We start from the raw sequence: 26,691 nt of genomic DNA, 5'->3' as shown, positions 1-26,691 counted from the left end.
ACGTGTAATATCCAATAAATTCCTATATAATCAATAAGAAGAATCTTACAAATGGAGGTATGAAAATGTCGATTTTAAGTAATATTGGTGCAGCTTTATTTTTTATTGCTTTTATTCTTTTAATCTTATGTATCATTTCATTCTTTAAGAAAAATGGAAAATCAAAACAATATGGACGTCCTACCGTTATTCTTTTTATGATTTCTATTATATTAATAACGGCCGGTACACCAAAATCGGAACACCCCGTCGTCGAGTTTTTTTCTACTTTAAGTTTCATTCTATTTATATTCTTCCTTGTTCTAGCAATCTTATCTGTTATTAAGAAAACAGGTGTAGCGAAAAAACAATTTATTATTACAGCTGTATTATTTGTCATTTTTGTTGCGTTATTAGGTATTTCAGCTCCTTCTTCTGAAAAAACGACAGCAACTAGTACAAAAGTTGCCTCTAATAATGAAGAGCCAAAAGATAGCGAACAGAAAAAAGAGCTAGAAAAGAAAGAGGCGGACGAAAAAACTCAAAAGCAAGAAGATGAGAAGCGTCTAGCCGAAGAACAAGCTCGTAAGCAAGAGGATGAAAAACGTCTGGCTGATGAACTCTGGCTGATGAACAAGCTCGCAAACAACAAGAAGAACAAAAAGCACAGCAAGCTCAAACACAACCAGCTAATGGTAATACTGATAGTGCATACTACAAAAATTGTGCTGCAGTTAGAGCAGCTGGGAAAGCTCCTTTACATAAAGGGCAACCAGGTTATAGCTCTCATCTTGATCGTGATGGCGATGGAATTGCATGTGAAAAATAGTAATAAAAAAGAAGCTTTTACAAAGCTTCTTTTTTATTAACGTAAAATATTACCACTTATTACTTTCCCCCTTATTTTAATAACATTCTTCTTATTATTCTCAAAAACGACACAGAATAAGTGATTTCAATCACTACATAGATTTTAATTTATCGCTATTCTTAATTCAGATATTACATTAAAATTTTATGGAGGCATTCATATGGAACATACATTTACTGAAACTTCAATTGTTGGTGAGATTGTTACACAATTTCCGAAAGCTAGTGATCTTTTTAAATCATATAGAATAGATTTTTGTTGTGGCGGTAATAAGCCACTTATTGATGCAATTCATGAAAGAAATTTATCAGCTACTGAAGTGCTTACAGAGTTAAATACGCTTTATCATAATACGAAACGATTAAATGAATCGGAAATTGATTGGAAAAATGCTTCTTATCGTGAATTGATTGATTATGTTATAAATAAGCATCACCGCTATTTAAATGAAGAATTACCACAGTTAAGTCCATATGTGACAAAAGTATTACGTGTTCATGGGGCAAGTCAGCCTCATTTAGCTCAAATTCATAAGCTATTTCATGAACTTAAAATGGAATTAGAACAGCATTTAATTAAAGAAGAAATGGAAGATTTTCCATTAATTTTAGAATTTGAACAAAATCCAACTAATGAAAACTATGCTAAGTTACGTAAAGTAGTAAATGAACTAGAAAATGAGCACAATCATGCTGGAAATATTATAAAAGAACTTCGTAAAGTGACAAATGACTTTACTCCTCCAGAAGGTGCTTGCGGTACTTATCGACTTGTTTACCAACGCCTCGAAGCGCTAGAGTCTGATTTATTTGAGCATATTCATTTAGAAAATAATATTTTATTTCCGCGTGCCATTACGAAAGCATAAATCAAGTGCAGGACATGAGTGTAAATACTTATGGCCTGCTTTTTCGTTTTGCGAAAAATATTCACATCCCCTTCACATAAAACCGAATTTTAACAATTTGTGAATCATTATAAAGATGTGATAAATATCACATCTCCCCCTTATTTGATTTTCTATAATAAAAATATAATCCTTTGTTCAATATTTCACATAAAAAGGGGAAACGAAAATGAAAAAACGTTTAGTTATGATCGGAAATGGTATGGCTGGCATTCGCTGTATGGAAGAAATCTTAAAACATGATAGTGATTCATATGAGATTACTATTTTTGGAGATGAACCGCATCCAAACTACAACCGCATTATGCTCTCTCATGTTTTACAAGGCAAAACAAATATACAAGATATCATTATGAATGAATACAGTTGGTATGAAGAAAACGAAATAACTTTGTATACGAATGAAAGAGTTCAAAGTATTAACCGAGAAGAAAAAATTATTATTACAGAAAAGAAGCGTACTCTTACATACGACAAGCTCATTATCGCAACAGGTTCTAGTGCTTTTATTTTACCTGTTGAAGGTTCCGCACTTTCTGGTGTAACAGGATTTCGAACTATTGAAGATACACAATTTATGATAGATACCGCTAAAGAAAAGAAAAAGGCCGTTGTCATTGGTGGCGGGTTACTCGGTTTAGAAGCCGCAAGAGGTCTAATTGATTTAGGAATGGACGTACATGTTGTTCATTTAATGCCTAGCTTAATGGAGCAACAACTAGATACGAAAGCAGCTGCTCTTCTGCGTGAAGATTTAGAAGCACAAGGCATGAAGTTTTTAATGGAAAAGAAAACTGTAAAAATTCTTGGTACAGACCATGTTGAGGGCATTCAATTTGAAGACGGTGAAGTTGTAGATTGTGATTTAATCGTAATGGCTGTCGGAATACGGCCAAATACGCAAATAGCAAAAGATGCTGGTCTAATTGTAAATCGCGGTATTGTAGTCAATGACTATATGCTAACAAATGATGAGTCCATTTATGCAGTTGGAGAATGTGCAGAGCATGACGGTATCGCATATGGACTTGTTGCTCCTCTTTATGAACAAGGTGCGATATTAGCAAAACATATAACAAATTTACAAACTGATGGATATTCGGGCAGTATCGTCGGTACACAATTAAAAGTTGCTGGTTGTGATTTATTCTCTGCTGGCCAAATTTATGAAGATGATCAAACGAAAGCAATATCCATCTTTAATGAATGTAAACGTTCCTATAAAAAAATATTAATTCGTGATAATAAAGTCGTCGGTATCGTTTTATACGGTGATACAGCTGACGGTACCCGCCTCTTTAGCATATTAAAGAAAGAAGAAGATATACAAGAATATACACCAGCTTCCATTCTTCACAAAGCTGGTGAAGAATGTGAACTTGACGTTGCTACTATGAGTGCGGATGACACAATTTGCGGATGTAATGGTGTTACGAAAGGCACAATCGTTCACGCCATTTTAGAACAGGAGTTAAAGACTTTTGAAGAAGTTAAAGCCTGTACGAAAGCCGCAGGGTCTTGTGGTAAATGTCGTCCGCTTGTAGAACAAGTTTTATCTCATACACTTGGAGATGCTTTTGATGCTTCTGCACAGTCTACCGGTATGTGCGGATGTACACCTTTATCACGTGATGAAGTCGTAGCGGCCATTCATGAGAAAGGTTTAAAATCTCCAAAAGAAGTACGAAACGTTCTTGGTTTTGTACATGAAGATGGATGTTCGAAATGTCGTCCTGCTTTAAACTACTATTTACGTATGGCGATTCCAGAAGAATATGAAGATGATAAATCATCCCGTTTCGTGAATGAAAGAATGAATGGTAACATCCAGCACGATGGTACCTTCTCTGTTATTCCACGTATGTACGGAGGCGTTACAACAGCAGATGATTTAATGAAAATTGCTGAAGTTGCGAAAAAGTACGATGTTCCACTTGTGAAAATTACAGGTGCGAGCCGAATTGGCTTATACGGTGTTAAGAAACAAGATTTACCTAACGTATGGGCTGAATTAAATATGGCTTCTGGATATGCGTATTCAAAATCTCTTCGTAATGTAAAATCATGTGTTGGCTCTCGTTTCTGCCGTTTCGGTACGAAAGATTCATTAGGACTTGGTATGTTGCTTGAACAATCATTAGAAATGGTAGATACACCTCATAAAATGAAGATGGGTGTAACGGGCTGTCCACGTAACTGTGCGGAAGTACTGACGAAAGATTTTGGCGTTGTTTGTGTCGAAAATGGATACCAACTTTATATTGGCGGAAATGGTGGTACGGAAGTACGCGAAGCTGATTTTGTAATGATTGTCCCTACTGAAGATGATGTCCTTCGCATCGCTACAGCTTACATGCAATATTATCGTGAAACTGGTATTTATGGAGAGCGTACTGCCTACTGGACAGAACGATTAGGCTTCGATCACATAAAGGAAATACTGCAAGATGCAAATATGGTCACTAAGTTAAATGAACGTTTCCAAAAAGCTCGTGGCACATATAAAGAAGCATGGGGACAAGCACTAGAAACGAAATCATTAAAAGCGATGTATGAAGTAGAAACTGTGAAATAAGGAGCTGTGATCTATATGATACAAACGAAAGAAAAAATAAAAGTTATGCGTGCAGAAGACCTTCCTATTCAAATCGGTAAAGAGGTGCAAATGAAAGGTATGTCTTTCGCCCTATTCCGCCTTTCAAATGGCGATATTCGAGCTGTAGAAAATCGTTGTCCTCATAAAAAAGGGCCATTAGCGGAAGGTATTGTATCTGGAGAATTCGTCTTTTGTCCCCTACATGATTGGAAAATTTCACTACTAACAGGTGAAGTTCAAAAACCTGATGACGGTTGTATTCAAACGTATGAAGTAGAAGTTATTGACGGGGATATTTATATATACATGTAATTTAAAAAAGGAAGCCTCCCCTGGCTTCCTTTTAAATAAAAATAGACGAGGTGCGAATATGAACGGATATGTATATTTAGTTGGTGCAGGACCAGGTGATGAAGGGCTTATTACAAAAAAAGCGATAGAGTGCTTAAATCGTGCAGATATCGTCTTATATGACCGCTTATTAAACCCTTCCTTTCTTAATTATACAAAAGAAACATGTGAACTTATTTATTGCGGAAAAATGCCAAAGAATCATACTATGCGTCAAGAAATGATTAACTCACACCTCCTTCAATTTGCGAAAGAAGGAAAAATCATAGTCCGCTTAAAAGGCGGAGATCCATCTATTTTTGGCCGTGTTGGTGAAGAAGCAGAAACTTTAGCATCAGCAAATATTCCATATGAAATTGTACCAGGTATTACATCTAGCATCGCCGCTAGTATCTATGCAGGTATTCCCCTCACCCACCGTGACTACAGTAATAGTGTCACTTTATTAACCGGACATGCAAAAGGTCCTTTAACCGATCATGGAAAATATAATTCATCTTACAATAGCGACACGATTGCCTACTACATGGGTATAAAAAACTTACCTACAATTTGTGAAAACTTACTACAAGCAGGAAAAAAAGAAGATACGCCAGTAGCAGTCATTGAATGGGGTACAACTGGTAAACAGCGCGTTGTCACAGGGACACTGTCTACCATTGTTTCTATTGTCAAAAACGAAAATATTTCTAATCCTTCTATGACAATTATTGGTGATGTCGTTTCCTTACGGGATCAGATCGCTTGGAAAGAACGTAAACCATTACACGAGAAAAAAGTTTTATTTGCATCTGCAACGAATAAAACAAGTTCAATGAAGCAAAAGTTACAAGAAGCCGGTGCAGAAATATATCAAATTCCTACTTTCAAAAAGGTAGAATACACATTAACACTTGAACAAATCAATGAAATTTTTAACGTTAATCGTCTTGTTTTTTGTTCAGCTGAAAGTGTAGAAATATTGATGCAATCATGTAGTAAACACCAAAAAGATATTCGTTCTTTACAAGCGCAACTACAACATATGAACGTTGCCACTCAAGAAAAACTTATGCAATATGGGCTACTAAGTAAACAAGCAGAGTTCTCTTCCAATACAACAGTTTATTTAGGACGAAACATTAACCGAATTGCTTTTATACAAGAAAAAATTGGTGCTGGTTCCTATATGATGACTCATGAGTACACAATTGATCATCGCTTCGATGAAATTCATTCACGTATGCTTTCTGAATTCTCATGGGATAGCATTGTATTTGAAGGTCGTGCTTCTATTGATACGTTTCTAGCAGAAATAAAACGCCTTGGCTTTATCGATATTCTTACTCTCCCATTCTCGTATACCGACGTTCCAACTTTATACTATGCAAATAAAGTTGGGTTTCATAACGTAGATCATCAATTACAAGAAACTCTTATGAAGAAAGACATGGTGAGACAATGAAAGGAATTGTATATGTTGGACATGGGAGCCGGCTACAAGAAGGTAATGAACAATTCATTCAATTTATTCAATCTGTTATGAAAGAGCGAAACGAAAGAATTCAAAAAATAGCTTTTCTAGAACTAACGACACCTACTATTTCGGATGCAGTTACAGAAACGATAATAGAGGGAGTAACTGAAATAATGATTGTACCTGTTTTATTATTTGCAGCAGCTCACTATAAACGTGATATTCCTTTTGAAATAGAACAACTACAAAAGAAATATCCACAAATAACATTTTCAGTTGTACCTCCTTTTAGTACACATCCACATATGGTGGAACTTGTAGTGAAAAGAATACGTGAAGCTATGCCAATGCAAAATAGTAGTATTTTACTCGTAGGACGAGGCAGTAGTGATACACAACCGATACATGAGTTACAACTAATCGGAGCAGCTGTCCAACGAAAACTTGGTATGCCAGTATCCTGTTCCTTTTTAACGAAAGGAACTCCCTCTTTTACTGCTGAGCTCAAGGATATACCATCGACTGCGTCCCATGTATATGTCATGCCATACCTTCTCTTTACCGGATTATTACTTCAAAAAATTGAATTGCATACAAAAAAATACAATCATGTTACGACTTGTAACTGTCTTCAGTTTGATACATATATGAAACTAACATTGTTAGAACGAATGGAGGAATGCATATATGTATAACATGTACCCTCTTATGTTTAATCTACAAAATAAAGTGGTTGTTATCATTGGTGGAGGTAAAATTGCATATCGAAAAGCGTCTGGATTAAAAGATACAGGCGCTTTCGTCACTGTTGTCAGTCCAGAAATTTGCGAGGAAATGAAGGAACTTTCTTATATTACTTGGAAGCAAAAAGCTTTTAGTAATGATGATATTAAAGATGCTCACCTTATTTATGCAGCTACAAATCAACACGCTGTAAATATGATGGTCAAACAGGCCGCTCATGATTTCCAGTGGGTTAACGTTGTAAGTGATGGTACAGAATCATCTTTTCACACACCTGGCGTTATAAGAAATAATGAATATGTTGTCACTATTTCAACTTCTGGTAAAGATCCATCATTTACGAAGCGTTTGAAGCAAGAACTAACATCTATATTGCCTAAACTTATAAAAAAGATTTCTCGTACACATAAATTGTAATCTATTTCTTAGTTAAAATAGTAATTACCTTTGGACAAACGTTTTTTAGGGGACGTTTGTTCTTTTTGTTGTAGTTCCGTTCTTTTATTTCACAAGCAATCTATGAAGAAAATAAATGGTGTTTGCAACTTGTAAACAAATAAATTTCATGACAAGTGTAACATTACGAGCAACTCTTTCTATTCAGTTTTTATATTGGATATTCATTCAACCAAATTAGCGCTTGTTCATAATCATCAAAAAACTCCACGGATTCTTTTGTATTGGATTGTTGCAAATACTTCAGTATCTCTCCTTCTTCAAGAAGAAATGCAATTGCCTTACTATGATTCAAAATGGTTTCATTGAAGAACTTATCTTTCCATACTTTTTGAACAGAAAAATGATTTGGGGTATACCCTTTTCTATCCACCAACAATTTGTATTTCCGACCCTCAGAAATAAATTGCTGACAAACCTGCTCAAAATCATTAAACCATTCATACACATCCTCTGTATTAATCTGGCCAATTAGATGGGTAACAATCAAATCTCCTGAAACTATTGTGCTGATATTCTGTTTACTCAACTTTTAATCATCTCCCTTAGTGGCAATTATGCATAAAATTCTTACTTGACACTCCCACCCCATCGCTATCACCCTAAGCTCATATAACTTTAATTATAAGCGAGATTGTGTCTTTTTTCGCAAGTCTATATGTAAATACTTTAAAGATTTCCTTAACTAATCTGCCCTTTAATTGAATAACTTTTGACATCTTCATTTTAAAAGCACATTCTTATAGAAAATAAGCGTTTATTGAGAGATCAATAAAAACATGTTGAAGCCTATTACTAAAAGAACCATCCCAAAATACTTTGGGATGGTTCTTTTTCCTTATTAATGATTCTTTAACATCACTAACAGCTTTTCTTGACTATACATCCACACTGTAATGATTAAACAAGCAAGTGCGACTTCTGATAATGCCATAAATCCAATTGCATAATGGCCTGTTAGTTGGAATAGTAATGTTAAAATTAGGGGCGGGAAGAACCCTCCTAGTCCACCTAAAGCTGAAACGAGTCCATTTACAATACCTGCTTGTTCTGAGAAGTACATTGGAACGAGTTTAAAGATTGTACCATTACCAATGCCTGCACAAAATGCGACTAGTAAGCAACCAAATGTATACACGTTCATACTAGGCATGAATGATAAAATAATACCTGAAAGTGTTAAACCGATAAATACGAAGATTAATATTTTAAATGGATTAAACTTATCGCCGAGCCAACCACCAATCGGACGCATAATTGTTGCGAGTACGATGAATCCTGCAGTTCGCATACCAGCATCTACTTTCTCTAATCCGAAGTGAGATACTAAAAAGTTTGGTAAGTATACTGTAAATGCGACAAATGATCCGAATGTTAAAAAGTAAAAGATACATAAAAACCAAAGTTTCTCATTTTTATATACACCTTTTATTTGTTCCATTAATGGTGTATTCACCTTTTTCTCCCTACGATCACCTAATAAAAAGTTCATAAGTGCAAATGCTGCAAGTAAAACTAAATAACATTGTACTGTCGTTCTCCAGCCAACTGAAGTTGCGATAACAGGCGCTAAAAATGAAGTAATTGCTGTTCCGGCGTTACCGACACCGTAAATACCATTTACAAAACCATGACTCTCTTTCGGAAAGTATTTTGGTAAAGAAGTTACTCCTACAGAGAATACAGCACCACCGATTCCTACAAATAATCCACCAATAATTAAATCCATCATAGAATTGGCAACACTAATATAAAAGACAGGAAGTAATAATAGAATAAAACTAATAAAGAATAATTTTCTTGCTCCGAAACGATTTGTCCAATAACCAATTGGAATGCGAAGAACAGAACCTAAAATAACGGGTACTGCTGTGACCATAGAAATTTGCCCCGCAGTTAATGGGATATCCACTTTAATATAAGGCATTAATGATGATAAAATGACCCATACCATAAAACCTATAATTAGATTAGAAGTTTGTAAACTTAATTGAAAATTAGGACTTTTCATCCTGTTCCCTCCTATGTATGCATAGTTATATTCATTCTCTCCAGCCTAATCACGTCGTAACATGATTAGGTCGAAAAGAATCAACCACCACTTACTGGCGGAATCATCGCCACAGTATCACCAGTTTGAATGATGTCATTCTCATTTGCATACTCTTCATTTATAGCCACCATGATTTCATTTGAAATCGCTACGTTGTATTTCTTAATGAGTACCTTCTTTAGTTCAGCAACTGTAATATTTTCACAATCGATTTGTAATGCTGGCTTACTTACTTCTTCTTGTAAATGTGCAAATAATAGTACTTCAATCATATTCTCATCTCCTCTTCAGGCTCACCATTCTCATATGCTACATTCTCTAACTGATCACCAACCCATGATTCACCATCTTCCCAAAATTCTTTCTTCCAAATTGGAACGATTTGTTTTATACGCTCCATAATATATTCGTTCGCCTCATAGGCTGCTTTCCGATGTGGTGTAGAAACAGCGACGACAACAGCAAGATCAGAAATTTGTAATGTACCAATGCGATGTGTAATGGCGACAAATGTCCCAGGCCACCTCTCTCCTACTTCAGTACCAATTCTCTCAAGTTGTTTTTCTACCATTGTTTTATATGCTACATACTCTAAATGTAGCGTACGACGCCCTTTCGTAAATTCTCTAACAGTACCAACGAAAGTAGTAACTGCGCCACACTCACGACGAATTACTTTGTTTGTAACTTCCTCAATTGAAATAGGTGTATCAATTACTTCATAATACGTATGTGTCATTTTGCACCTCTTATCTTTGTATAAGTTAGCAATCTATTTTCTATTATTTATATGATCGAAGCGGTTCATCCCACGGCCACTCACTTCCGACGTTTGATTCTAATAACAGTACCGAAACGATTATTCCGGCTTCAAATCCTCTCGTTCCCCCCGGCAAAACGATAAATGCATTCGCTTCTGCAAGTGAAGAAATTGCGCTAGATTTATCTAAACCAACTGGTGTAACTTGTAATTGACCATCTACAAATTCCACTCTCCCTCTTACAAAACGAGTAAACGGATTTGCTTTCGAAAAGTCTTTTTGTAAAATTGCTTCTGCACGATAAATGTGTGGATCTTTCCTATGCAAATATGTTCCAATGACTGGTCGAACATATAACTCACATCCGACATAACAAGCAGAAGGATTACCAGATAAACCAAATAGTAGTTTTCCTTCTACCTCAGCTACAGTTGTCACACTTCCTGGTCGCATCGCTATTTTGTTAAAAAGTATATTAGCTTGTAACCTCTTATGAATAGCAGGTAAATAGTCATAATCTCCTACCGAAACGCCACCAGTTGTAATTAAAATATCGACTTCTTTCATCGCTTTTTTTACAGTGTTATAACACGTCTCTAAATCGTCAGCGAATTGCCCATAATACTGTACAACTCCGCCGGCTCGTTCAATTTGAGCAGCAATCATATAAGAGTTACTATTTCGAATCTTCCCTAGCTTTAATTGTTCATGTACTTCAAGCAGTTCGCTTCCTGTTGTTACAATTCCAATAACCGGCTGTTTTATAACATGTACGGAACTATAACCAAACGTAGCAAGAAGCGCTGCTACTCCAGGATTAATAACAGTCCCTTTTTTCACAAGGATGCTATTTTGGTTTACATCTTCTCCTTTAAAAGAAATGTTATCGCCAGAAGAGAAAGAGCGTTTTAATACCATATAAATCTTTTCGTTTTCTTCAAATCCTTCCGTTAGCTCTAACATAACAACCGCATTACACCCTTCCGGAATTGCGGCACCTGTCATAATACGGACAGCTTGAAATTCTTTCACTTCTTCTGTAAAAACAAAGCCTGCTCCAATTTCGCCAATTACTTCAAATTGAATGGGGTTACTACTACTCGCTTCTTTTGTATCTTCCGCTCGAATCGCAAACCCGTCGTATGGAGAGCGATCAAAATGCGGAACATCATGATCTGCAATAACATCTTCTCCAAGTGTTCTACCGTAGCTTTCTATAAGAGAAACCTTTTCCATTTCACCTTGGTAGGCATATTTCATTACACGAGCAACTGCTTCTGCTACTGGAATTGGTATACGTTTATCTAACATTCTTTTTCACCTCGTTTTAATAAGGAAAAAACGATTTTTCTGTTCATCCTATATATTTGGCGTATAATCGTTTTGCTATTTTCACATCATTTGTCCCATGAATAAATGCCCTACCGTCTATAAATAAAACAAAACGATATTCATCAACTAGAAATGATAGTAAGTAAGGCGTTTTTTTGACATGTACACTTTTTTGTAATCGTTTTTGAATTTCGGTTAAATTAAGATTTCTCTTTATTCCTGAACGGATTTGAACTGTATTCCGTCCGCATAACACTTCCGTTTTCATTTGCGCTTCAAATATTAAGCTTGGATACGTTCGTGATTTCCCACAAGAAGGACATGTACTTTTCTTCTGTCTATTTACTTTTAATGAGAGATATTGATTGTTCCAAATATCAAATGACAACATCGTCCCTCTTAATGATTCATAATCACCCACCAATATTTTCATCGCCTCTGTAACTTGGTGAGCAACGACCATTTGTACAGCTGGCTGAATGATTCCGGCTGTATCGCATGTTGCACCGCCCATAGGATGATCCATTAGACAGCGAAAACATGGTGTTTTCCCAGGAAGAATTGTATACGTTACACCGTAACTCCCAATACATCCGCCATATATCCAAGGTATATTTTCTTTTTGTGAAATGTCATTTATAAGTAGACGCGTATCGAAATTGTCAGTCGCATCTAATATGAGATCCACATCTTTTGTTAACTCTTCTATTTCTCGCATTGTGACATCTGTTACAACTGGTACAATTTCCACTTCAGAATTAATCTTTCTTACATGTTCTGCTGCTGCAATTGCTTTTAGTTTACACTGCTGCGCATCTTCTTCTGTATATAACTGCTGCCGCTGTAAATTACTCCATTCGACGTAGTCACGATCAGCAATTGTCAATTTCCCAATTCCCATCCTAGCAAGTGCTTCTGCATTCGCAGCTCCTAGCGCACCCGCACCGATTAGGAGCACATGCTTTTCTCTTATTTTTCTTTGTCCCATTTCACCAATTCCAGAAAACAACACTTGTCTTGAATAACGCTCTTGCATAAGAAATCCTCCTTTCACTATCCACCAATGTAAGACATTTCAACTTTTGGACGTTTACTTGTATTCTCAACCGTTCTTTCATCTGAATATCGATCTGTTCTATATCGCCATGTATCATTTAAAATTTTTAATAGTGATGCATCAGAAATATTTTCTCGAAGAAGCGTTCGCAAATCCGTTCCTTTCGCTCCAAATAGGCATGTGAAAAACTTGCCGTCTGCCGAAATACGAGCTCTCGTACAAGAAGAACAAAATGACTCAGAAACAGAAGTAATAAATCCAACTTCTGCATTACTCCCTACATATCGATACAATTTCGCAACCTCTCCAAAATAACGAGGCTGAGCGGGCTCAATTGGATATACACGATTAATTTTCTCTATTAATTGTTCCTTCGTAATGACTTCTTCAAAATTCCATCCGTTTGTACTGCCTACATCCATAAACTCAATGAAACGGAGCTGAATTTCTTTTTCTTTAAAATAACGCGCCATATGAAGAATTTGACTATCATTCATCCCTTTTTTTACGACCATATTTACCTTTACTTCTAATCCAGCAGCATTTGCTGCTTCTATTCCTTTCAGTACAGGTTTTGTACTTACATTTCTTCCGTTAATTTTTTTGAAGACATGGTCCTCTATCGCATCTAAACTAATATTTACACGTTTTAATCCCGCGTCTTTTAGCGCCTTAGCTTGTTTTGCTAAATGAATTCCGTTTGTTGTGAGTCCAATATCTTTTAAGCCTTCTAGATTTGTAAGTCTTGCAATTAACTTCGGTAAGTCTTTACGCAATAAAGGTTCACCGCCAGTAAGCCTAATTTTATTAACTCCCATACTTATAAATAATCTCGCTAACCTTTCTATTTCATTAAATGTTAATAAACACTCTTCCTGTAAAAAAGCATAATCAGGTCCGAACACTTCAGTAGGCATACAATATATGCACCTAAAATTACAACGATCAATAACTGAAATGCGTAAATCTTGAAGTGGCCGCTTTAAAGAATCTTTCATATTCTCGTGCATCTCTATCCCTTCTTTTCTGCTGCAATCCTTAGTAAGCTTTCATTTTTTTATTTGCCTTCATTATAAAAAAGAAGCTACATATTCAATGTGACTTTTCTCACATCACTTTCCCCATTCAAAAAATTTTCACAAATCCGTTCGCATTTTGTTCACATCTTTAGCCACTCCTCCTTACGGTCATTGAAATTTCAATTTATTTTTAAATAGCTCTTGCATTTTCATCATACTTACACTCAAAATAGGAAATGTATTGCTTATAAGAAGAAAGGTGATCACTGTGGCAAACAGTATGACATTATCTCAAGATTTAAAAGAATTACTTGCATCTGTTGAATATAAAATGCAGATAAAAAAAGGTAGTTTTATTTTTCAAGAAGGTATGGAGGCAACAGAACTCTATATCATTCACTCAGGGAAAGTACAAATTAGTAAACTTAGTGCTGACGGACAAGAATTAACACTTCGAATTTGTTCGGAATATGACATTATTGGAGAATTAACATTGTTCACGGATAATGCAAAATATTTATTAAACTCAAAATGTCTTGAAGATGTTGAAGTAGGTGTAATAAAACGTGAAGCGTTAGAAAAAGCATTACTCCAAAAACCCGCTCTTGTATTTGAATTTATGAAATGGATTAGTGAACATTTAAGAAGAATGCAAACGAAGTTCCGAGATTTAGTATTACACGGCAAAAAAGGTGCCCTGTACTCTACTCTTATACGAATGACAAATAGTTACGGTGTATTAAAAGAAAATGGTATTCTCATCGATTTACCATTAACGAATCAAGAACTCGCTAATTTCTGTGCAACTTCACGTGAAAGTGTAAATCGAATGTTAAATGAATTAAAAAAGCAAGGTACAATTTCAATTCATAAAGGAAAGATTACAATCCACGATTTACAATTTTTAAAATGTGAAATTGCTTGTGAAGATTGCTCTGCTTCTGTTTGTAGCATTGATTAGCATCTTATTTAGATGCTAATCTTTTTTCAATTTAAACTACTTATTAACGTTTATTGCCTATGTAAACAAAAACGAGGCCTTCCATATTAGACCTCGTTTCGTTTTAACCATTAGCTCCTATCCGTTTACAGCAGTATTATTTTTTCAACTCATTAGGAATACGTCTTCTGTAAATCACATAACTACGGCTTACATATTTAATTGGGGCACTAAATACATGTACAAGTCTTGTAAATGGCCACACTGCGAAAAGCCCCATCCCTGCGAGAATGTGAATTTTAAACCATATTGGTACTTCCATCATATATTCAACTTTCGGTTGGAAAATAAAGAGACTTCGGAACCAAGGGCCAATCGTTGTACGATAATCAAATCCTTTTGAATCGATATTTAAAAATGTTGAAGAAAGTCCTGCTAGCATTACGATAAGTAATAAAATAAGCGCAATATAATCTCCCTTTGTACTCGTTGCAATGATACGTTTTACAGTTACGCGGCGGTACGTTAATATAATTAAACCGATAATAGAAGCAACACCTGCCGGAAGTCCGAAACTAATTGCTACTACATGGTACACATGCTCAGAAATACCTACTGAACGGTATACAGCTTCTGGAATTAAAATCCCCATAACATGACCGCCAATTACGAACATGATCCCAAAGTGAAATAATAGACTTCCGAGTCGGAGCATTTTCTTTTCTAATAGTTCACTAGATTTTGATGTCCATCCAAATTGATCATAGTTGTATCTAAAAATATGTCCACCGATAAAGATTGCAAAAATGATATAGGGAAACAATACCCATAGAAATTGATCCATCATTTTAACAACTCTCCTTTCTAATTTGTCTGTACACCCCATGTTTCGATAGCGAGTAGAACAGCCGCAAGAATTGGTTCATACATACTGTCTGCTTCTTTTAATTGAACGTGTAACGCTTGTATATTCTCCGTGTATTTACTCATAATTGGTTCACTGTCTATCTCATTTGCATTTGCAAAGAACTCAAGCAATAGCGGTAAATAATCAGGTAATTCTTTATCTGTTACTTCAAAACCAGATTTTTTATAATGCTGTTTTAACTCCAGTAATTCAATACCTCTTTCTCTTTGTTCACCAGTGTTCATATAAGTAAGATACATATTTGTTTTCTTACCAAAATCGAATGTATATACGTAACTATCAATGAGTTGATCATTCGTTTTATCTAGCGCTTGCTTTATAAAGGCTGTAAGTGACGCTTTAACGTCTTCCTGTTCTATTGTTTCAACCTCTTCTTGCAATTCAGTTACAGCTTCTCTCCACCCTAGTTCAGGATAGGAGAGAAGAAAAGAAGAACAAGAAAAAGCTGTTTGTAAACTTTGTCTCATAATTTTCTGCCCCCTTTATTTAAGAAATTGTCATACAAGAGCCTGGACCACCTGTGAATGATAAACCACAGCTTCCTTGTTCGCTATATAAATCTGCCACTTGTTCACGGTGAGATGTCGGGATAACGAAGCGATCTTTATATTTCGCAATGGCAAGAAGACGATACATATCTTCTACATCCTGTTTCGTTAAACCAAGTTCTTTTAATACAGCTTCATTTGGCTCTTTATTAATTTGCAGTGCTCTCATATATGTTCGCATAACAGCCATTTTTTTCAATGTAAGACGAATGTGTGATTCATCCCCTGTAGTGAGTAAATTCGCTAAATATTGAATTGGAATACGCATATTATCAATTGCAGGGAAAACCTCTTCTGCTTGCCAGTTACTACCTTTCCCTTCCACCATGTTCATAATTGGGCTAAGCGGAGGGATATACCAAACCATCGGCATTGTACGATACTCCGGGTGAAGAGGCAGAGCAATTTTCCAATCGATAATCATTTTATAGATAGGTGACTGTTGTGCTGCTTTAATCCATTCTTCAGGAATGCCTTGTTTTTTCGCTTCAGCTGCTATTTCTGGATCATTTGGATCTAGGAAAACAGTAAGCTGCGATTCATATAAATCTTTTTCGTCTTCAACAGAAGCTGCTTCTTTTACTTTATCAGCGTCATATAGCATTACTCCAATATACCTGATACGTCCTACACATGTTTCTGAACAAATTGTTGGCATACCAGCTTCAATACGTGGGAAGCACATTGTACATTTTTCAGCTTTATTCGTTTGCCAGTTAAAATACACTTTTTTATATGGACAAGATGATACGCAGAATCTCCATGCGCGACATGCATTTTGATCTACAAGAACAATTCCATCTTCTTCACGCTTATACATCGCACCAGATGGACAAGATGATACGCAAGATGGATTCATACAATGTTCACATATGCGTGGTAAATACATCATAAAGACGTTTTCAAAATCTGTTTTAATTTCTTCTTCCATTTTCTTTACGTTTGGATCTTGCAATCCAGTTATATGTCCGCCTGCTAAGTCATCTTCCCAGTTTGGACCCCATTCAATTTTGTCGATAAATTCGCCTGTAATTGCTGATTTCGGACGAGCAACTGGCTGATGCTTACGCTGCGGACTATTTGTTAACGTTTCATAATCATAGTTCCAAGGTTCAAAGTAATCATCAATCGTTGGTTGATCTGGATTGTGGAAAATATTCATAAGACGTTTCATTTTCGAACCGGATTTTAGCTGAATTTCACCATTTTTCAATTCCCAGCCGCCTTTATATTTCTCCTGATCTTCCCATTGTTTCGGATAACCAATACCTGGTTTCGTTTCTACGTTATTGAAATACATATATTCAGCACCTGGACGATTTGTCCAGGTGTTTTTGCATGTTACGCTACAAGTATGACAGCCGATGCATTTATCTAGGTTCATTACCATTCCGACTTGTGCTTTAATCTTCAAGCCAATCTACCTCCTTCAGTTTACGGATTACAACATTTAAATCACGCTGGTTCCCAGTTGGACCATAATAGTTAAATCCATAACTTAATTGACCATATCCACCAATCATATGTGTCGGTTTTACGTGAATTCGAGTTGGACTATTATGCGTTCCCCCGCGATTACTTGTTAATTTCGTACCAGGTACGTTAATGTGACGATCTTGCGCATGATGCATAAATGCCATTCCTCTCGGTATACGGTGCGTTACAACAGCACGCGCTACAACAACACCGTTACGATTAAAGCACTCAATCCAATCATTATCTGCAACACCCGCTTCAGCAGCGTCCTCTTTATTCATCCAAACAGTTGGACCACCTCTAAATAGCGTTAACATCGGTAATGAATCGAAGTACATACTATGAATCGACCACTTATTATGCGGTGTTAAATAGTTTAATGTAATTTCTTTCCCTTCTACTTCAGGTCGTGATTTACGGAACGGTTTATGTTGCAGAATTGGTTTAAATGTTGCCATCGTTTCACCAAATTCTTTCATCATGTCATGGTCTAAGTAGAAAGATTGTCGACCAGTTATCGTTCTCCAAGGGATGAGACGTTCCACATTTGTTGTAAACGGTGAGTAACGTCGTCCACCTTTTTCTGAACCTGTAAAGGCCGGAGAAGTAATTACTGTTTTCGGTTGTGCTGTAATTTGTTCGAATGTAAAGCATTCTTCTTCACGTTCTTCTGCTAAATCACGTAGTTTTAAATCTGTTTGTTTTTCAAGTGCTTCCCATGCTTTTACTGCCATATGACCGTTTGTTGTAGAAGATAGTGTTAATACCGCTTCAGCAGCATTGATTGCTTCTTTAATGTCTGGACAACCTTTCGCGATAGAATCCGTTCGAACGACTCCTAATTTGCTCTTTAATTGCTCATACTCTTTTTCTGCTGACCAAGAGATCCCTTTCGTACCAATCGGTTGTTTTCCGGCATTTGGTCCAAGCGCAGTCATTTTGTCATAAATCGTTTTATAATCCCTTTCAACAACGTGAATTTGTGGCATCGTTTTACCTGGAATCGGTTCACACTCGCCTTTACTCCAGTCTTTAATTTTGCCAAGTGGTTGCGCTAATTCTTGCGGTGTATCATGAAGAAGCGGTGTTGCCACAACTTCTTTCATTGGTTCAAGATCGATTTTCTTCGCTAAATCAGACACTGCTTTAGAAAGAGAAGTGAAAATATCCCAGTCAGAGCGCGCTTCCCACGGTGAACCGATTGCCGGATTAAATGGATGTACAAATGGATGCATATCTGTACTGCTTAAATCGTGTTTTTCGTACCAAGTTGAAGCAGGTAAGACGATATCAGAATACAGTGCTGTTCCAGCCATACGGAAATCTAAATTAATGAGTAAATCAAGCTTCCCTTCTGGCGCTTCTTCATGCCACTTTATTTCTTCTGGTCGTAATGAATCACTGTCGTCATTCATTAACCCGTTTGTTGTACCTAATAAATGTTTTAAGAAATATTCATGTCCTTTACCAGAACTCGAAATTAAATTCGCACGCCATACGAATAAGTTGCGCGGGAAGTTGTTTTTGTTATCTGGATCTTCAATCGCAAATTTCAGTTCTTTTTCTTTTAATTTTTGTGCAACGTATTTTCCGATTTCTTCTTGCGTTGTTGCACCAGCAGCAACAGCCTCTTTATATAATTCAATTCCATTTTTCTCGAATGTTGGATAAGAAGGTAACCAGCCAAGTCGTGCAGCTAATACGTTGTAATCACCGTGATGTTGATAACGAGAGTTACCTTCAACTGGTGATGCTAAATGTCCAACAGGTGTATCTTCATAACGCCATTGATCTGTTACGAAATAGAAGAAGGATGTACCGTTTTGTAATTTCGGTGGACCTTGCCAATCTTTTGCCATCGCGATTGTTTGCCATCCTTCTGCTGGTCTTAATTTTTCTTGACCAACATAATGAGCCCAACCACCGCCGTTTACACCTTGTGCTCCAACGAGAAGAACAAGATTTAAAACGGCGCGATAAATCGTATCAGAGTTAAACCAATGGTTAATACCCGCTCCGACAATTATCATTGAGCGACCATTCGTATCAACAGCATTTTGTGCGAACTCACGAGCGATTTGAATAATAAGCTCACGTTTTACTCCTGTCATTTTCTCTTGCCATGCAGGTGTAAACGGTATATCATCATTGAAGTCTTTCGGTTCTTGTCCGCCAAGCCCTCGGTTCACACCGTAATTTGCTAACGTTAAGTCGTATACAGTTGTAACGAACAATTCGCCCTCTTCTGTCATAACCTTTTTCACTGGAATCGTACGTTCTAATACTTTGTTTCCATCATCAGAGAAGTACGGAATTTGTACAGTTCCAATCGCTTCTTCCATTCCAAGTAAAGAAAGACGTGGATCAATCTTTTCACCTGTTTCTTCATCTTCTAAACGCAAGTTCCATTTCTTTTCATTATCCCAACGTGACCCCATTGTGCCGTGAGGTGTTGCAAAATCATTCGTATTCTCGTTCCAAAGAACAGGTTTCCATTCCCCTAACTTCGTTTCTCGTCCAATATCAGAAGCATTTAAGAACCGATCAGCAACGAATTGATCTCCTTTTTGTTTCAATGTGACAAAGAAAGGAAAATCAGTATATTGCTTCGCATACTTTGTGAAATATTCCACTTGATTATCCACGTAAAATTCTTGTAAGATTACGTGTCCCATTGCCATCGCAAGTGCACCGTCTGTACCTTGTTTCACACTAATCCAATCATCCGCAAACTTTGTTGATTCAGCGAAATCAGGACTGACAGAAACGACTTTCGTTCCTTTATATCGAACCTCTGCTAAAAAGTGTGCATCTGGTGTTCTCGTCATTGGTACATTTGAACCCCATGTCATAATGTAACCAGAGTTATACCAGTCACTACTTTCTGGTACATCTGTTTGATCACCCCAAATTTGAGGAGAAGCTGGTGGTAAATCCGCATACCAATCATAGAAGCTAAGCATCGGTCCACCCATAAGTTGCATAAAGCGACTACCAGCAGCATGACTTAACATCGACATAGCTGGAATTGGTGAAAAGCCAACATTTCGGTCTGGACCGTATTTCATTACTGTGTACAGTAATGAAGCTGAAACGAGTTGTAACACTTCATCCCAATTCGCACGAATGAATCCCCCTTTACCACGCGCCTGCTTATACGTACGTGCCTTTTCACGGTTTTCCACAATGCTTTTCCAAGCCTCTAATGGTGACTCGTTATTTTGCAATTCTTCTTGCCACATATTCCAAAGAACACCACGTACATACGGGTATTTCACACGAAGTGGACTATAAATGTACCAAGAAAAGCTTGCTCCACGTGGGCATCCTCGCGGTTCAAAATCTGGCATATCAGGACCTGTAGTCGGATAGTTAAGCTCCTGCCCTTCCCAAGTTACAATTCCATCTTTCACATATATATTCCAGCTACATGAACCAGTACAGTTCACGCCGTGTGTAGAACGAATTACTTTATCATGCTGCCAACGCTTTCTGTACACATTTTCCCATTCGCGATCTTCATATGTTTCTTGTGTATGATTATCGTTATAACGATCTATTGGCGAAAAATATTTTAAACGTCTCATTAGTGCTGAAGTTTTTTTCTTCATACTGTTCACTCCTTTAATACGTCTCCCTTACATACCCTTACTATAAGAGAGGTTGTAAAATACAGATGTGACATTTCGCACAGTTCAAGAGATTGTCAAAAATTCAGTAGAAAATAAGTTTGTGAGAAAATCTTTTGTTCCGTTGTGAAGATTATGGTTAATCTTAATTATTAGGAGAATGCTATTTTGAGGTATCGACTATTTTGCAAAAGAAAAAGAGTTTTGATATTATTTCAAAACTGCCATAAGGAAAAGAGTATAAATTGTGTGTAAAAAAATTTTTCCCAATGTTATTATTTTATATCGAGTCTGATTTTACATAAAACTACAAATCATTATTTACTGTATTGCCCTTAGTTACGGAAACAATTATACTAGATGTAATCGAAATAAATAATCTGAATATTCTCAGAATTTAAGGTAGAAGTTTTACTATCTACAAATAGAATTAGAAATATGTCCACTAAATTGATTAGAAAACGATAATAACATTAGGAGGATTACGATGCCCCAGCTTGATTCATTACATCCCACTGTAGAAAAAATAATCAATAATATTGAAAAAATAATGGTCGGAAAACGAAAAGAAACCATCTTAGTTTTGACAGCTCTCTTAGCTGAAGGTCATGTGCTATTAGAAGATGTTCCTGGTGTCGGGAAAACAATGCTAGTACGTGCTCTTTCTAAATCCATTGATGCTGATTATAAGCGAATTCAATTTACACCTGATTTATTGCCGTCAGATGTAACAGGAGTTTCTATTTATAATCCGAAAGAGCTCCAATTTGAGTTCAAGCCTGGACCAATTATGGGGAATTTTGTACTTGCTGATGAAATTAATCGTACATCTCCAAAGACACAATCTGCTTTACTTGAATGTATGGAAGAAGGCAATATTACAATAGATGGCATTACAAAGCCTTTACCAAAGCCGTTCTTTGTCATGGCTACACAAAATCCGGTCGAATATGAAGGAACATATTCTCTACCAGAAGCTCAACTCGATCGTTTCTTATTGAAACTAAAAATGGGATATCCTACACCAGAGGAAGAATTTGAAATTTTAAACCGGATGAAAAAAACGAATCCACTCTCTCAATTACAGACCATTACTACAATAGAAGAATTACTTTATTTACAACAAAGCGTACGGGTAGTAAGTATGGACAAAGCAATTAAGCATTACATTGTAAAGCTTGTTAATCAGACTCGTACGTACAGTTCTATACAGTTAGGTGTAAGTCCACGTGGTTCGATTGCTTTAATGAAAGCTTCACAAGCTTATGCATTTATCCATGGCAGGAATTATGTTATTCCAGACGATGTTAAACTTTTAGCCCCTTACGTTTTAGCACATAGACTCATTCTAAAAATGGAAGCAAAATTTGAAGGAATAACTGGCGAACAAGTTATCGCAAAAATCGTTGCACGAACTACCGTGCCTACTCAAAGGACGATGAACCCTTGATGAAACGAATGCTGCGAGCGCTATATCACGTTATGAAGTTATTGCTACTCCCTTTATGCCTAGTCTTAACATTTGTGTACGCTATGTTTCAAGGAGGGTTTGTAAGTTGGTTTTTATTTTACAGCATAATTCCCATTGCTCTTTATTCACTACTACTCCCCTTCTACGCTTTACGGGACGCTGAAGTAAAGCGAATAACAAACCAAAATGGATATGTAGTAGGAGAACAATTTGTAAGCACGATTACAATAAAAAGAAAATTTCCTTTTCCCTTACTTTATTTAGTTATAGAAGATGAACTGCCACCACAATTTATAAGTTGTAAACAAATAAAGATGAATAAGGTAGTACTCTTCCCAGGATTGAAACGAAATATTTCGTTTCAATATGTTATTGACACAATCCCTAGAGGCGAGCACACTTTTTCAAGCGTACGTGTCAAAACCGGCGATTTATTCGGCATGATAGAGAAAGAAGCAACTTTTTCAGTTCCAAATACATTTTTAGTCTATCCCCAGTATGTAGATATAGCGTATCGACAATTGGAAAATCATTTCGAACAAGGAGCGCTTTCAGCAAATATAAATTCAGCAAAAGACTCTACAATCTCTGTCGGTGTCAGAGACTATAAACCTGGTGATCGCTTTTCATGGATTGATTGGAAAGCAACTGCACGAACAAACAATATTATGACAAAAGAGTTTGAACAACAGCGCAGCCATAATATCATGATATTCATAGACAGAAACGAGTCTCCTCTATTCGAATCAGTCGTCACATTTACTGCCTCTATTGTAAGGGCTGTCTTGAAACAAAATTCACCAGCATCATTCGTGTCTATCGGAAAAGAACAAACTATTTTCCCTTTAGACAATGGAGATACGCAGTTACAACAAATCCTTTGTCATTTAGCAAAAGTACAAGCAGACAGTGTATTTCCGCTCTCCCAGAGTGTAGACATGGAACTAAGAAAAATTTATGAGCCCGTCACGGTTATACTCGTGACCAGTAATCTTTCTCCCGATATTCAAAAGGCGGCTGATTGTGCTGCTATAAGAAATAGAAAATGTATGGTTTTTGTCGTGAAAGAAAAAGCGAATCAACTTTCACACCGAGAACTCAGTATACTAGAAACTCTAAAAAAACGACAAATATTTGTAAACACGGTTTATGAAAACCGGTATACAAACGTGTTTTTTGAGGTGAGCAAATGATGATATTACAAGAAAAATACAAGTGGGATACGAACAGATTCTTCATGCATGCATGTGTATTTCTTCTTTTACTAGAATGGCTAAGACCTCTTATAGGTATTACAAATGTAGGTAGATTAGATATTTTCGTAACATTTATAGGAATTTGCTTTGCTCTCTCTTTTTTTCAAACGAGGTGGCAGATTCCTATAAAAATTGTCACAGTCTTATTTATCATTCATTCCCTATATTATAAAAATGCTTTTATAAATCCATCTTGGCTAACAACATTCTTTTCTGATATGTTTCGAAATTCCTCCCTGTTTTTCCAAGGGAATTTACTAGATATTTCCCCAGTTTTTCCGACGGTTTTATTTTTTCTCTCATTTTGGTTTTTGAGTTCTTTCACTTCATTTTGGATTATTCATAAAAAACGTGGGTTTCTATTCCTTGTATTGACTATTATTTATATCGCAACTTTTCATAACTTACATTTATACAATGCAAACTACGCTATTATTCGTACTGTTGTCATCGGCTTTTTTATGCTTAGTCTTCTTCAAGTAGAACGAATAAAAGAACGTGAACACTTACAAAATTATGCTAGAGAAATCTCAAAATTACTTAGACCACTTACAATATTTATCGTATTATTAGCAACCATTGCATACTTTGCTCCAAAATTTGGCCCTCAATGGCCAAACCCAATGGATTTTTTAAAATTCAACACATCTGAAGCAAGTAAAGAACAAAAAGTTTCTACAATTGGGTATGGTTTAGATGACTCGCGATTAGGCGGTCCTTTTAAGGCGGATCCTACAATTGTTTTCACAGCACGAACGCAAAACAAACAATATTGGAGAGTAGAAACAAAAGATTTTTATACAGGAAAAGGCTGGGAAATTTCTGAAAATCCGAAAAAGATTTCTTTTAAAAATAAAAACGACGTCGTAAGCTGGTACGAACAAAATACAAAAATGAAAACGACTGAGGCAACAATTACCATGCAAAAAAGTTACCCTCACCTTACCTATCCAGCAGGATTAGTATCAGTTGAGGCTGCTTCTGATGTATCATACAGTGTTGACCCGTTTTCAGAAAAAATTTATACAATGAATGGAGACTCTTCTACTACTTTACATTCGTATAAAGTAACATATGAGATCCCTGAGTTTTCCATAGAAAACTTGAAAGCTGTAAAAACAAATGAAGGTCAAGAAACAAATCCTTATTTTATGACAAAGTACACACAACTTCCCAAGTCATTACCACAGCGCGTAAAAGACTTGGCTGTCAATCTTACAAATGATAAAGACAACCGATATGATAAAGTATTAGCTATTGAAAATTACTTTACAGACAACTCTTTTACATACGAATCAACGAATGTCTTATTCCCTGCCAAAAGCCAAGATTATGTAGATCAATTCCTTTTCGATACAAAAAGCGGCTACTGTAATAATTTTTCGACGTCTATGATTGTACTACTTCGTTCTGCCGGGATTCCTGCTCGCTGGGTAAAAGGCTATACAGAAGGAACTCTTGACAATACACTTGCCTCTGCAGAAGGTGAGGATGTTTATACAATCACGAACGATAACGCACACTCTTGGGTCGAAGTATATTTCCCAGGATACGGATGGATTCCATTCGAACCAACAAAAGGATTTACTAATCCCTATAATTTTATAAATAATACGCCTGCTCCTATTTCACAAAATAGCGAAGCAAATAATTCTAATAACACGCAAATACAACAACGAAATAATGAAGCAAAACTTAAAAGTTTAATAGAAAATACAGAAGAAGCTTCTACTAAAAAGGTCACAAATTCTCAAACTAGTTTTTCTTGGTGGTACATATTCCTCTCTACGATACTAATTAGTATTATGGGATACATTCTCTTCACCACTAGAATGATATGGAGGACATTTCTTATTATTCATTTCTATAAATACCGAAAAAATGATGCTGTTTATCAAAAAGCTTACGGTGCACTTTTAAAACAATTTGCGAGAATTGGCATACCACGGGGTGAAAGTCAAACATTCCGAGAATACGCTCTCCATATCGATACACTTTACAACTCGGCCGATATGCAACAACTTACTGCCAGTTATGAGAACGCTATGTATAAACAGGGGCAGGCTGCAGCAGAATGGAAGAAATCCGTACACTTATGGGAAGTGCTTATGGAAAAAGCAGGTTCTCTACCTAAATCAGATGGCGTTGATACAGTTATTTAATCTTGAAAATGTGAGTTTAAAGAAAACGTCTCAAAGAACTACATTGTTCTTTGAGACGTTTTTTAATAAAGTGAAACTCCTAATTATTCTCCAAGTACCTTCTCAATCTCAACCTCTAAATCTACCGGCTTCGTCTGTGGCGCAAAACGCCCTACTACTTTCCCGTCTTTTCCAATTAAAAACTTCGTAAAATTCCATTTCACTGCTTTCATACCGAGTAAACCTGGTGCTTGTTCTGTCATGTATGTATATAAAGGATGAGCCTTATCACCTTTCACATCAACCTTTGCAAACATTGGGAAGTTTACACCGTAGTTTAATTCACAAAAACTAGTAATGTCCGCTTCTGTACCTGGTTCTTGTCCTCCGAATTGGTTACAAGGGAATCCGAGTATTTCAAGTCCTTGGTCTTTATATTTATCATACACCTCTTGTAATCCTTTATATTGCGGTGTGAAACCACATTTACTAGCTACATTTACAATAAGAAGTGCTTTTCCTTCGTAATCTTTTAACGATTTTTCTTCACCGGTAATTGTTTTAGCTGAAAAATCATAAACTGTCATTGTCTTTGCCCCTCTCTTCACTATCATTCTATGTTTATACTATACTACATTCGTGAATATACATCTCTTATTACGTACTTATAAGATATAATGATAACGCTTTATTTCCGTTCAAAATTCGACACATACTACT

At 36.3% G+C, this 26,691-nt stretch carries 22 protein-coding genes and 1 pseudogene; 11 read left to right on the top strand and 12 right to left on the bottom strand.

Annotated features, from left to right (window positions below):
- The first annotated feature begins 65 nt into the window (after window positions 1–65).
- The 7 genes and pseudogenes from ABWK52_RS08210 (at window position 66) to ABWK52_RS08180 (ending at window position 7,321) form a co-directional block, all read left to right on the top strand.
- Window positions 66–808, top strand: a pseudogene (locus tag ABWK52_RS08210) (excalibur calcium-binding domain-containing protein).
- A gap of 202 nt (window positions 809–1,010) precedes the next feature.
- Complete coding sequence (gene ric, locus ABWK52_RS08205; protein WP_000401361.1) at window positions 1,011–1,718, top strand: iron-sulfur cluster repair di-iron protein; 708 nt, start codon at window positions 1,011–1,013, stop codon at window positions 1,716–1,718.
- A 208-nt stretch (window positions 1,719–1,926) separates the two neighbouring features.
- Window positions 1,927–4,332 (top strand): NADPH-nitrite reductase large subunit, encoded by a 2,406-nt coding sequence (gene nirB, locus ABWK52_RS08200; protein ID WP_000746918.1) that lies wholly within the window; start codon window positions 1,927–1,929, stop codon window positions 4,330–4,332.
- A 15-nt stretch (window positions 4,333–4,347) separates the two neighbouring features.
- Window positions 4,348–4,665 carry a nitrite reductase small subunit NirD gene (nirD, locus tag ABWK52_RS08195; protein ID WP_000616682.1) on the top strand — a complete coding sequence of 106 codons (318 nt, stop codon included), beginning with the start codon at window positions 4,348–4,350 and terminating at the stop codon, window positions 4,663–4,665.
- Window positions 4,666–4,723: 58 nt separating this feature from the next.
- Window positions 4,724–6,148, top strand: a complete 1,425-nt coding sequence (locus ABWK52_RS08190) for a uroporphyrin-III C-methyltransferase (RefSeq protein WP_097998230.1) — start codon at window positions 4,724–4,726, stop codon at window positions 6,146–6,148.
- Entirely contained in the window at window positions 6,145–6,855 is a 711-nt protein-coding gene (locus ABWK52_RS08185; RefSeq protein WP_000676475.1) for a sirohydrochlorin chelatase, read from the top strand. The genes ABWK52_RS08190 and ABWK52_RS08185 overlap by 4 nt, the downstream gene beginning before the upstream one ends.
- Window positions 6,848–7,321, top strand: a complete 474-nt coding sequence (locus ABWK52_RS08180) for a precorrin-2 dehydrogenase (RefSeq protein ID WP_000282595.1) — start codon at window positions 6,848–6,850, stop codon at window positions 7,319–7,321. The genes ABWK52_RS08185 and ABWK52_RS08180 overlap by 8 nt, the downstream gene beginning before the upstream one ends.
- 190 nt (window positions 7,322–7,511) lie before the next feature.
- Here ABWK52_RS08180 and ABWK52_RS08175 read toward each other — a convergent pair whose 3' ends face one another.
- From ABWK52_RS08175 to moaA, 7 genes are all read right to left on the bottom strand, one after another.
- Entirely contained in the window at window positions 7,512–7,889 is a 378-nt protein-coding gene (locus tag ABWK52_RS08175) for an STAS/SEC14 domain-containing protein (protein WP_000043362.1), read from the bottom strand.
- Between the two features lie 312 nt (window positions 7,890–8,201).
- Window positions 8,202–9,371 (bottom strand): nitrate transporter NarK, encoded by a 1,170-nt coding sequence (gene narK, locus ABWK52_RS08170; RefSeq protein ID WP_000841858.1) that lies wholly within the window; start codon window positions 9,369–9,371, stop codon window positions 8,202–8,204.
- Window positions 9,372–9,451: 80 nt separating this feature from the next.
- Window positions 9,452–9,685 carry a molybdopterin converting factor subunit 1 gene (moaD, locus tag ABWK52_RS08165; protein ID WP_000573682.1) on the bottom strand — a complete coding sequence of 78 codons (234 nt, stop codon included), beginning with the start codon at window positions 9,683–9,685 and terminating at the stop codon, window positions 9,452–9,454.
- The gene (locus ABWK52_RS08160) at window positions 9,682–10,152 is read right to left on the bottom strand and encodes a molybdenum cofactor biosynthesis protein MoaE (RefSeq protein ID WP_061655331.1); all 471 of its coding nucleotides are present in this window, start codon (window positions 10,150–10,152) and stop codon (window positions 9,682–9,684) included. The genes moaD and ABWK52_RS08160 overlap by 4 nt, the downstream gene beginning before the upstream one ends.
- A 43-nt stretch (window positions 10,153–10,195) precedes the next feature.
- A complete protein-coding gene (locus tag ABWK52_RS08155; protein WP_000884819.1) occupies window positions 10,196–11,485 on the bottom strand; it encodes a molybdopterin molybdotransferase MoeA in 1,290 nt (429 codons plus the stop codon).
- Between the two features lie 43 nt (window positions 11,486–11,528).
- On the bottom strand, window positions 11,529–12,542 hold the full coding sequence (locus ABWK52_RS08150) for a molybdopterin-synthase adenylyltransferase MoeB (RefSeq protein ID WP_001158126.1): 1,014 nt from the start codon (window positions 12,540–12,542) through the stop codon (window positions 11,529–11,531).
- A 17-nt stretch (window positions 12,543–12,559) separates the two neighbouring features.
- Window positions 12,560–13,573, bottom strand: a complete 1,014-nt coding sequence (gene moaA / locus ABWK52_RS08145) for a GTP 3',8-cyclase MoaA (RefSeq protein ID WP_098542448.1) — start codon at window positions 13,571–13,573, stop codon at window positions 12,560–12,562.
- Window positions 13,574–13,850: 277 nt separating this feature from the next.
- Here moaA and ABWK52_RS08140 point away from each other — a divergent pair, with 277 nt between their 5' ends.
- Window positions 13,851–14,543, top strand: a complete 693-nt coding sequence (locus tag ABWK52_RS08140; RefSeq protein WP_000013866.1) for a Crp/Fnr family transcriptional regulator — start codon at window positions 13,851–13,853, stop codon at window positions 14,541–14,543.
- A gap of 136 nt (window positions 14,544–14,679) precedes the next feature.
- Here the strand turns inward: ABWK52_RS08140 and narI are convergent, their stop codons facing one another.
- From narI to ABWK52_RS08120, 4 genes are read right to left on the bottom strand one after another with little or no spacing between them, the layout of a single operon-like run.
- On the bottom strand, window positions 14,680–15,369 hold the full coding sequence (gene narI, locus ABWK52_RS08135; RefSeq protein ID WP_000969223.1) for a respiratory nitrate reductase subunit gamma: 690 nt from the start codon (window positions 15,367–15,369) through the stop codon (window positions 14,680–14,682).
- Window positions 15,370–15,386: 17 nt separating this feature from the next.
- A complete protein-coding gene (narJ, locus tag ABWK52_RS08130) occupies window positions 15,387–15,917 on the bottom strand; it encodes a nitrate reductase molybdenum cofactor assembly chaperone (RefSeq protein ID WP_001249923.1) in 531 nt (176 codons plus the stop codon).
- 19 nt (window positions 15,918–15,936) lie between these two features.
- The gene (gene narH / locus ABWK52_RS08125; protein WP_000692665.1) at window positions 15,937–17,412 is read right to left on the bottom strand and encodes a nitrate reductase subunit beta; all 1,476 of its coding nucleotides are present in this window, start codon (window positions 17,410–17,412) and stop codon (window positions 15,937–15,939) included.
- Window positions 17,402–21,085 carry a nitrate reductase subunit alpha gene (locus ABWK52_RS08120; protein ID WP_000730782.1) on the bottom strand — a complete coding sequence of 1,228 codons (3,684 nt, stop codon included), beginning with the start codon at window positions 21,083–21,085 and terminating at the stop codon, window positions 17,402–17,404. Before ABWK52_RS08120 ends, narH begins: the two co-directional genes overlap by 11 nt.
- Before the next feature lie 505 nt (window positions 21,086–21,590).
- Between ABWK52_RS08120 and ABWK52_RS08115 the strand changes: the two genes are divergently transcribed.
- The 3 genes from ABWK52_RS08115 to ABWK52_RS08105 are packed head-to-tail and all read left to right on the top strand — an operon-like array spanning window position 21,591 to window position 25,992.
- Window positions 21,591–22,553 (top strand): AAA family ATPase, encoded by a 963-nt coding sequence (locus tag ABWK52_RS08115; RefSeq protein ID WP_097998234.1) that lies wholly within the window; start codon window positions 21,591–21,593, stop codon window positions 22,551–22,553.
- A complete protein-coding gene (locus tag ABWK52_RS08110; RefSeq protein ID WP_097998235.1) occupies window positions 22,553–23,767 on the top strand; it encodes a DUF58 domain-containing protein in 1,215 nt (404 codons plus the stop codon). The genes ABWK52_RS08115 and ABWK52_RS08110 overlap by 1 nt, the downstream gene beginning before the upstream one ends.
- Window positions 23,764–25,992: a transglutaminase TgpA family protein gene (locus tag ABWK52_RS08105; RefSeq protein ID WP_097998236.1), complete on the top strand. Its 2,229-nt coding sequence runs from the start codon at window positions 23,764–23,766 to the stop codon at window positions 25,990–25,992. The genes ABWK52_RS08110 and ABWK52_RS08105 overlap by 4 nt, the downstream gene beginning before the upstream one ends.
- Before the next feature lie 83 nt (window positions 25,993–26,075).
- Here the strand turns inward: ABWK52_RS08105 and bsaA are convergent, their stop codons facing one another.
- Entirely contained in the window at window positions 26,076–26,558 is a 483-nt protein-coding gene (gene bsaA, locus ABWK52_RS08100) for a glutathione peroxidase (protein ID WP_000219434.1), read from the bottom strand.
- Between the last annotated feature and the right edge of the window lie 133 nt (window positions 26,559–26,691).

The organism is Bacillus sp. AP50 (genome assembly GCF_040492675.1).
GTDB classification, from domain to species: Bacteria; Bacillota; Bacilli; order Bacillales; family Bacillaceae_G; genus Bacillus_A; species Bacillus_A cereus.
This window is presented reverse-complemented; position numbering and strand designations above follow the sequence as displayed.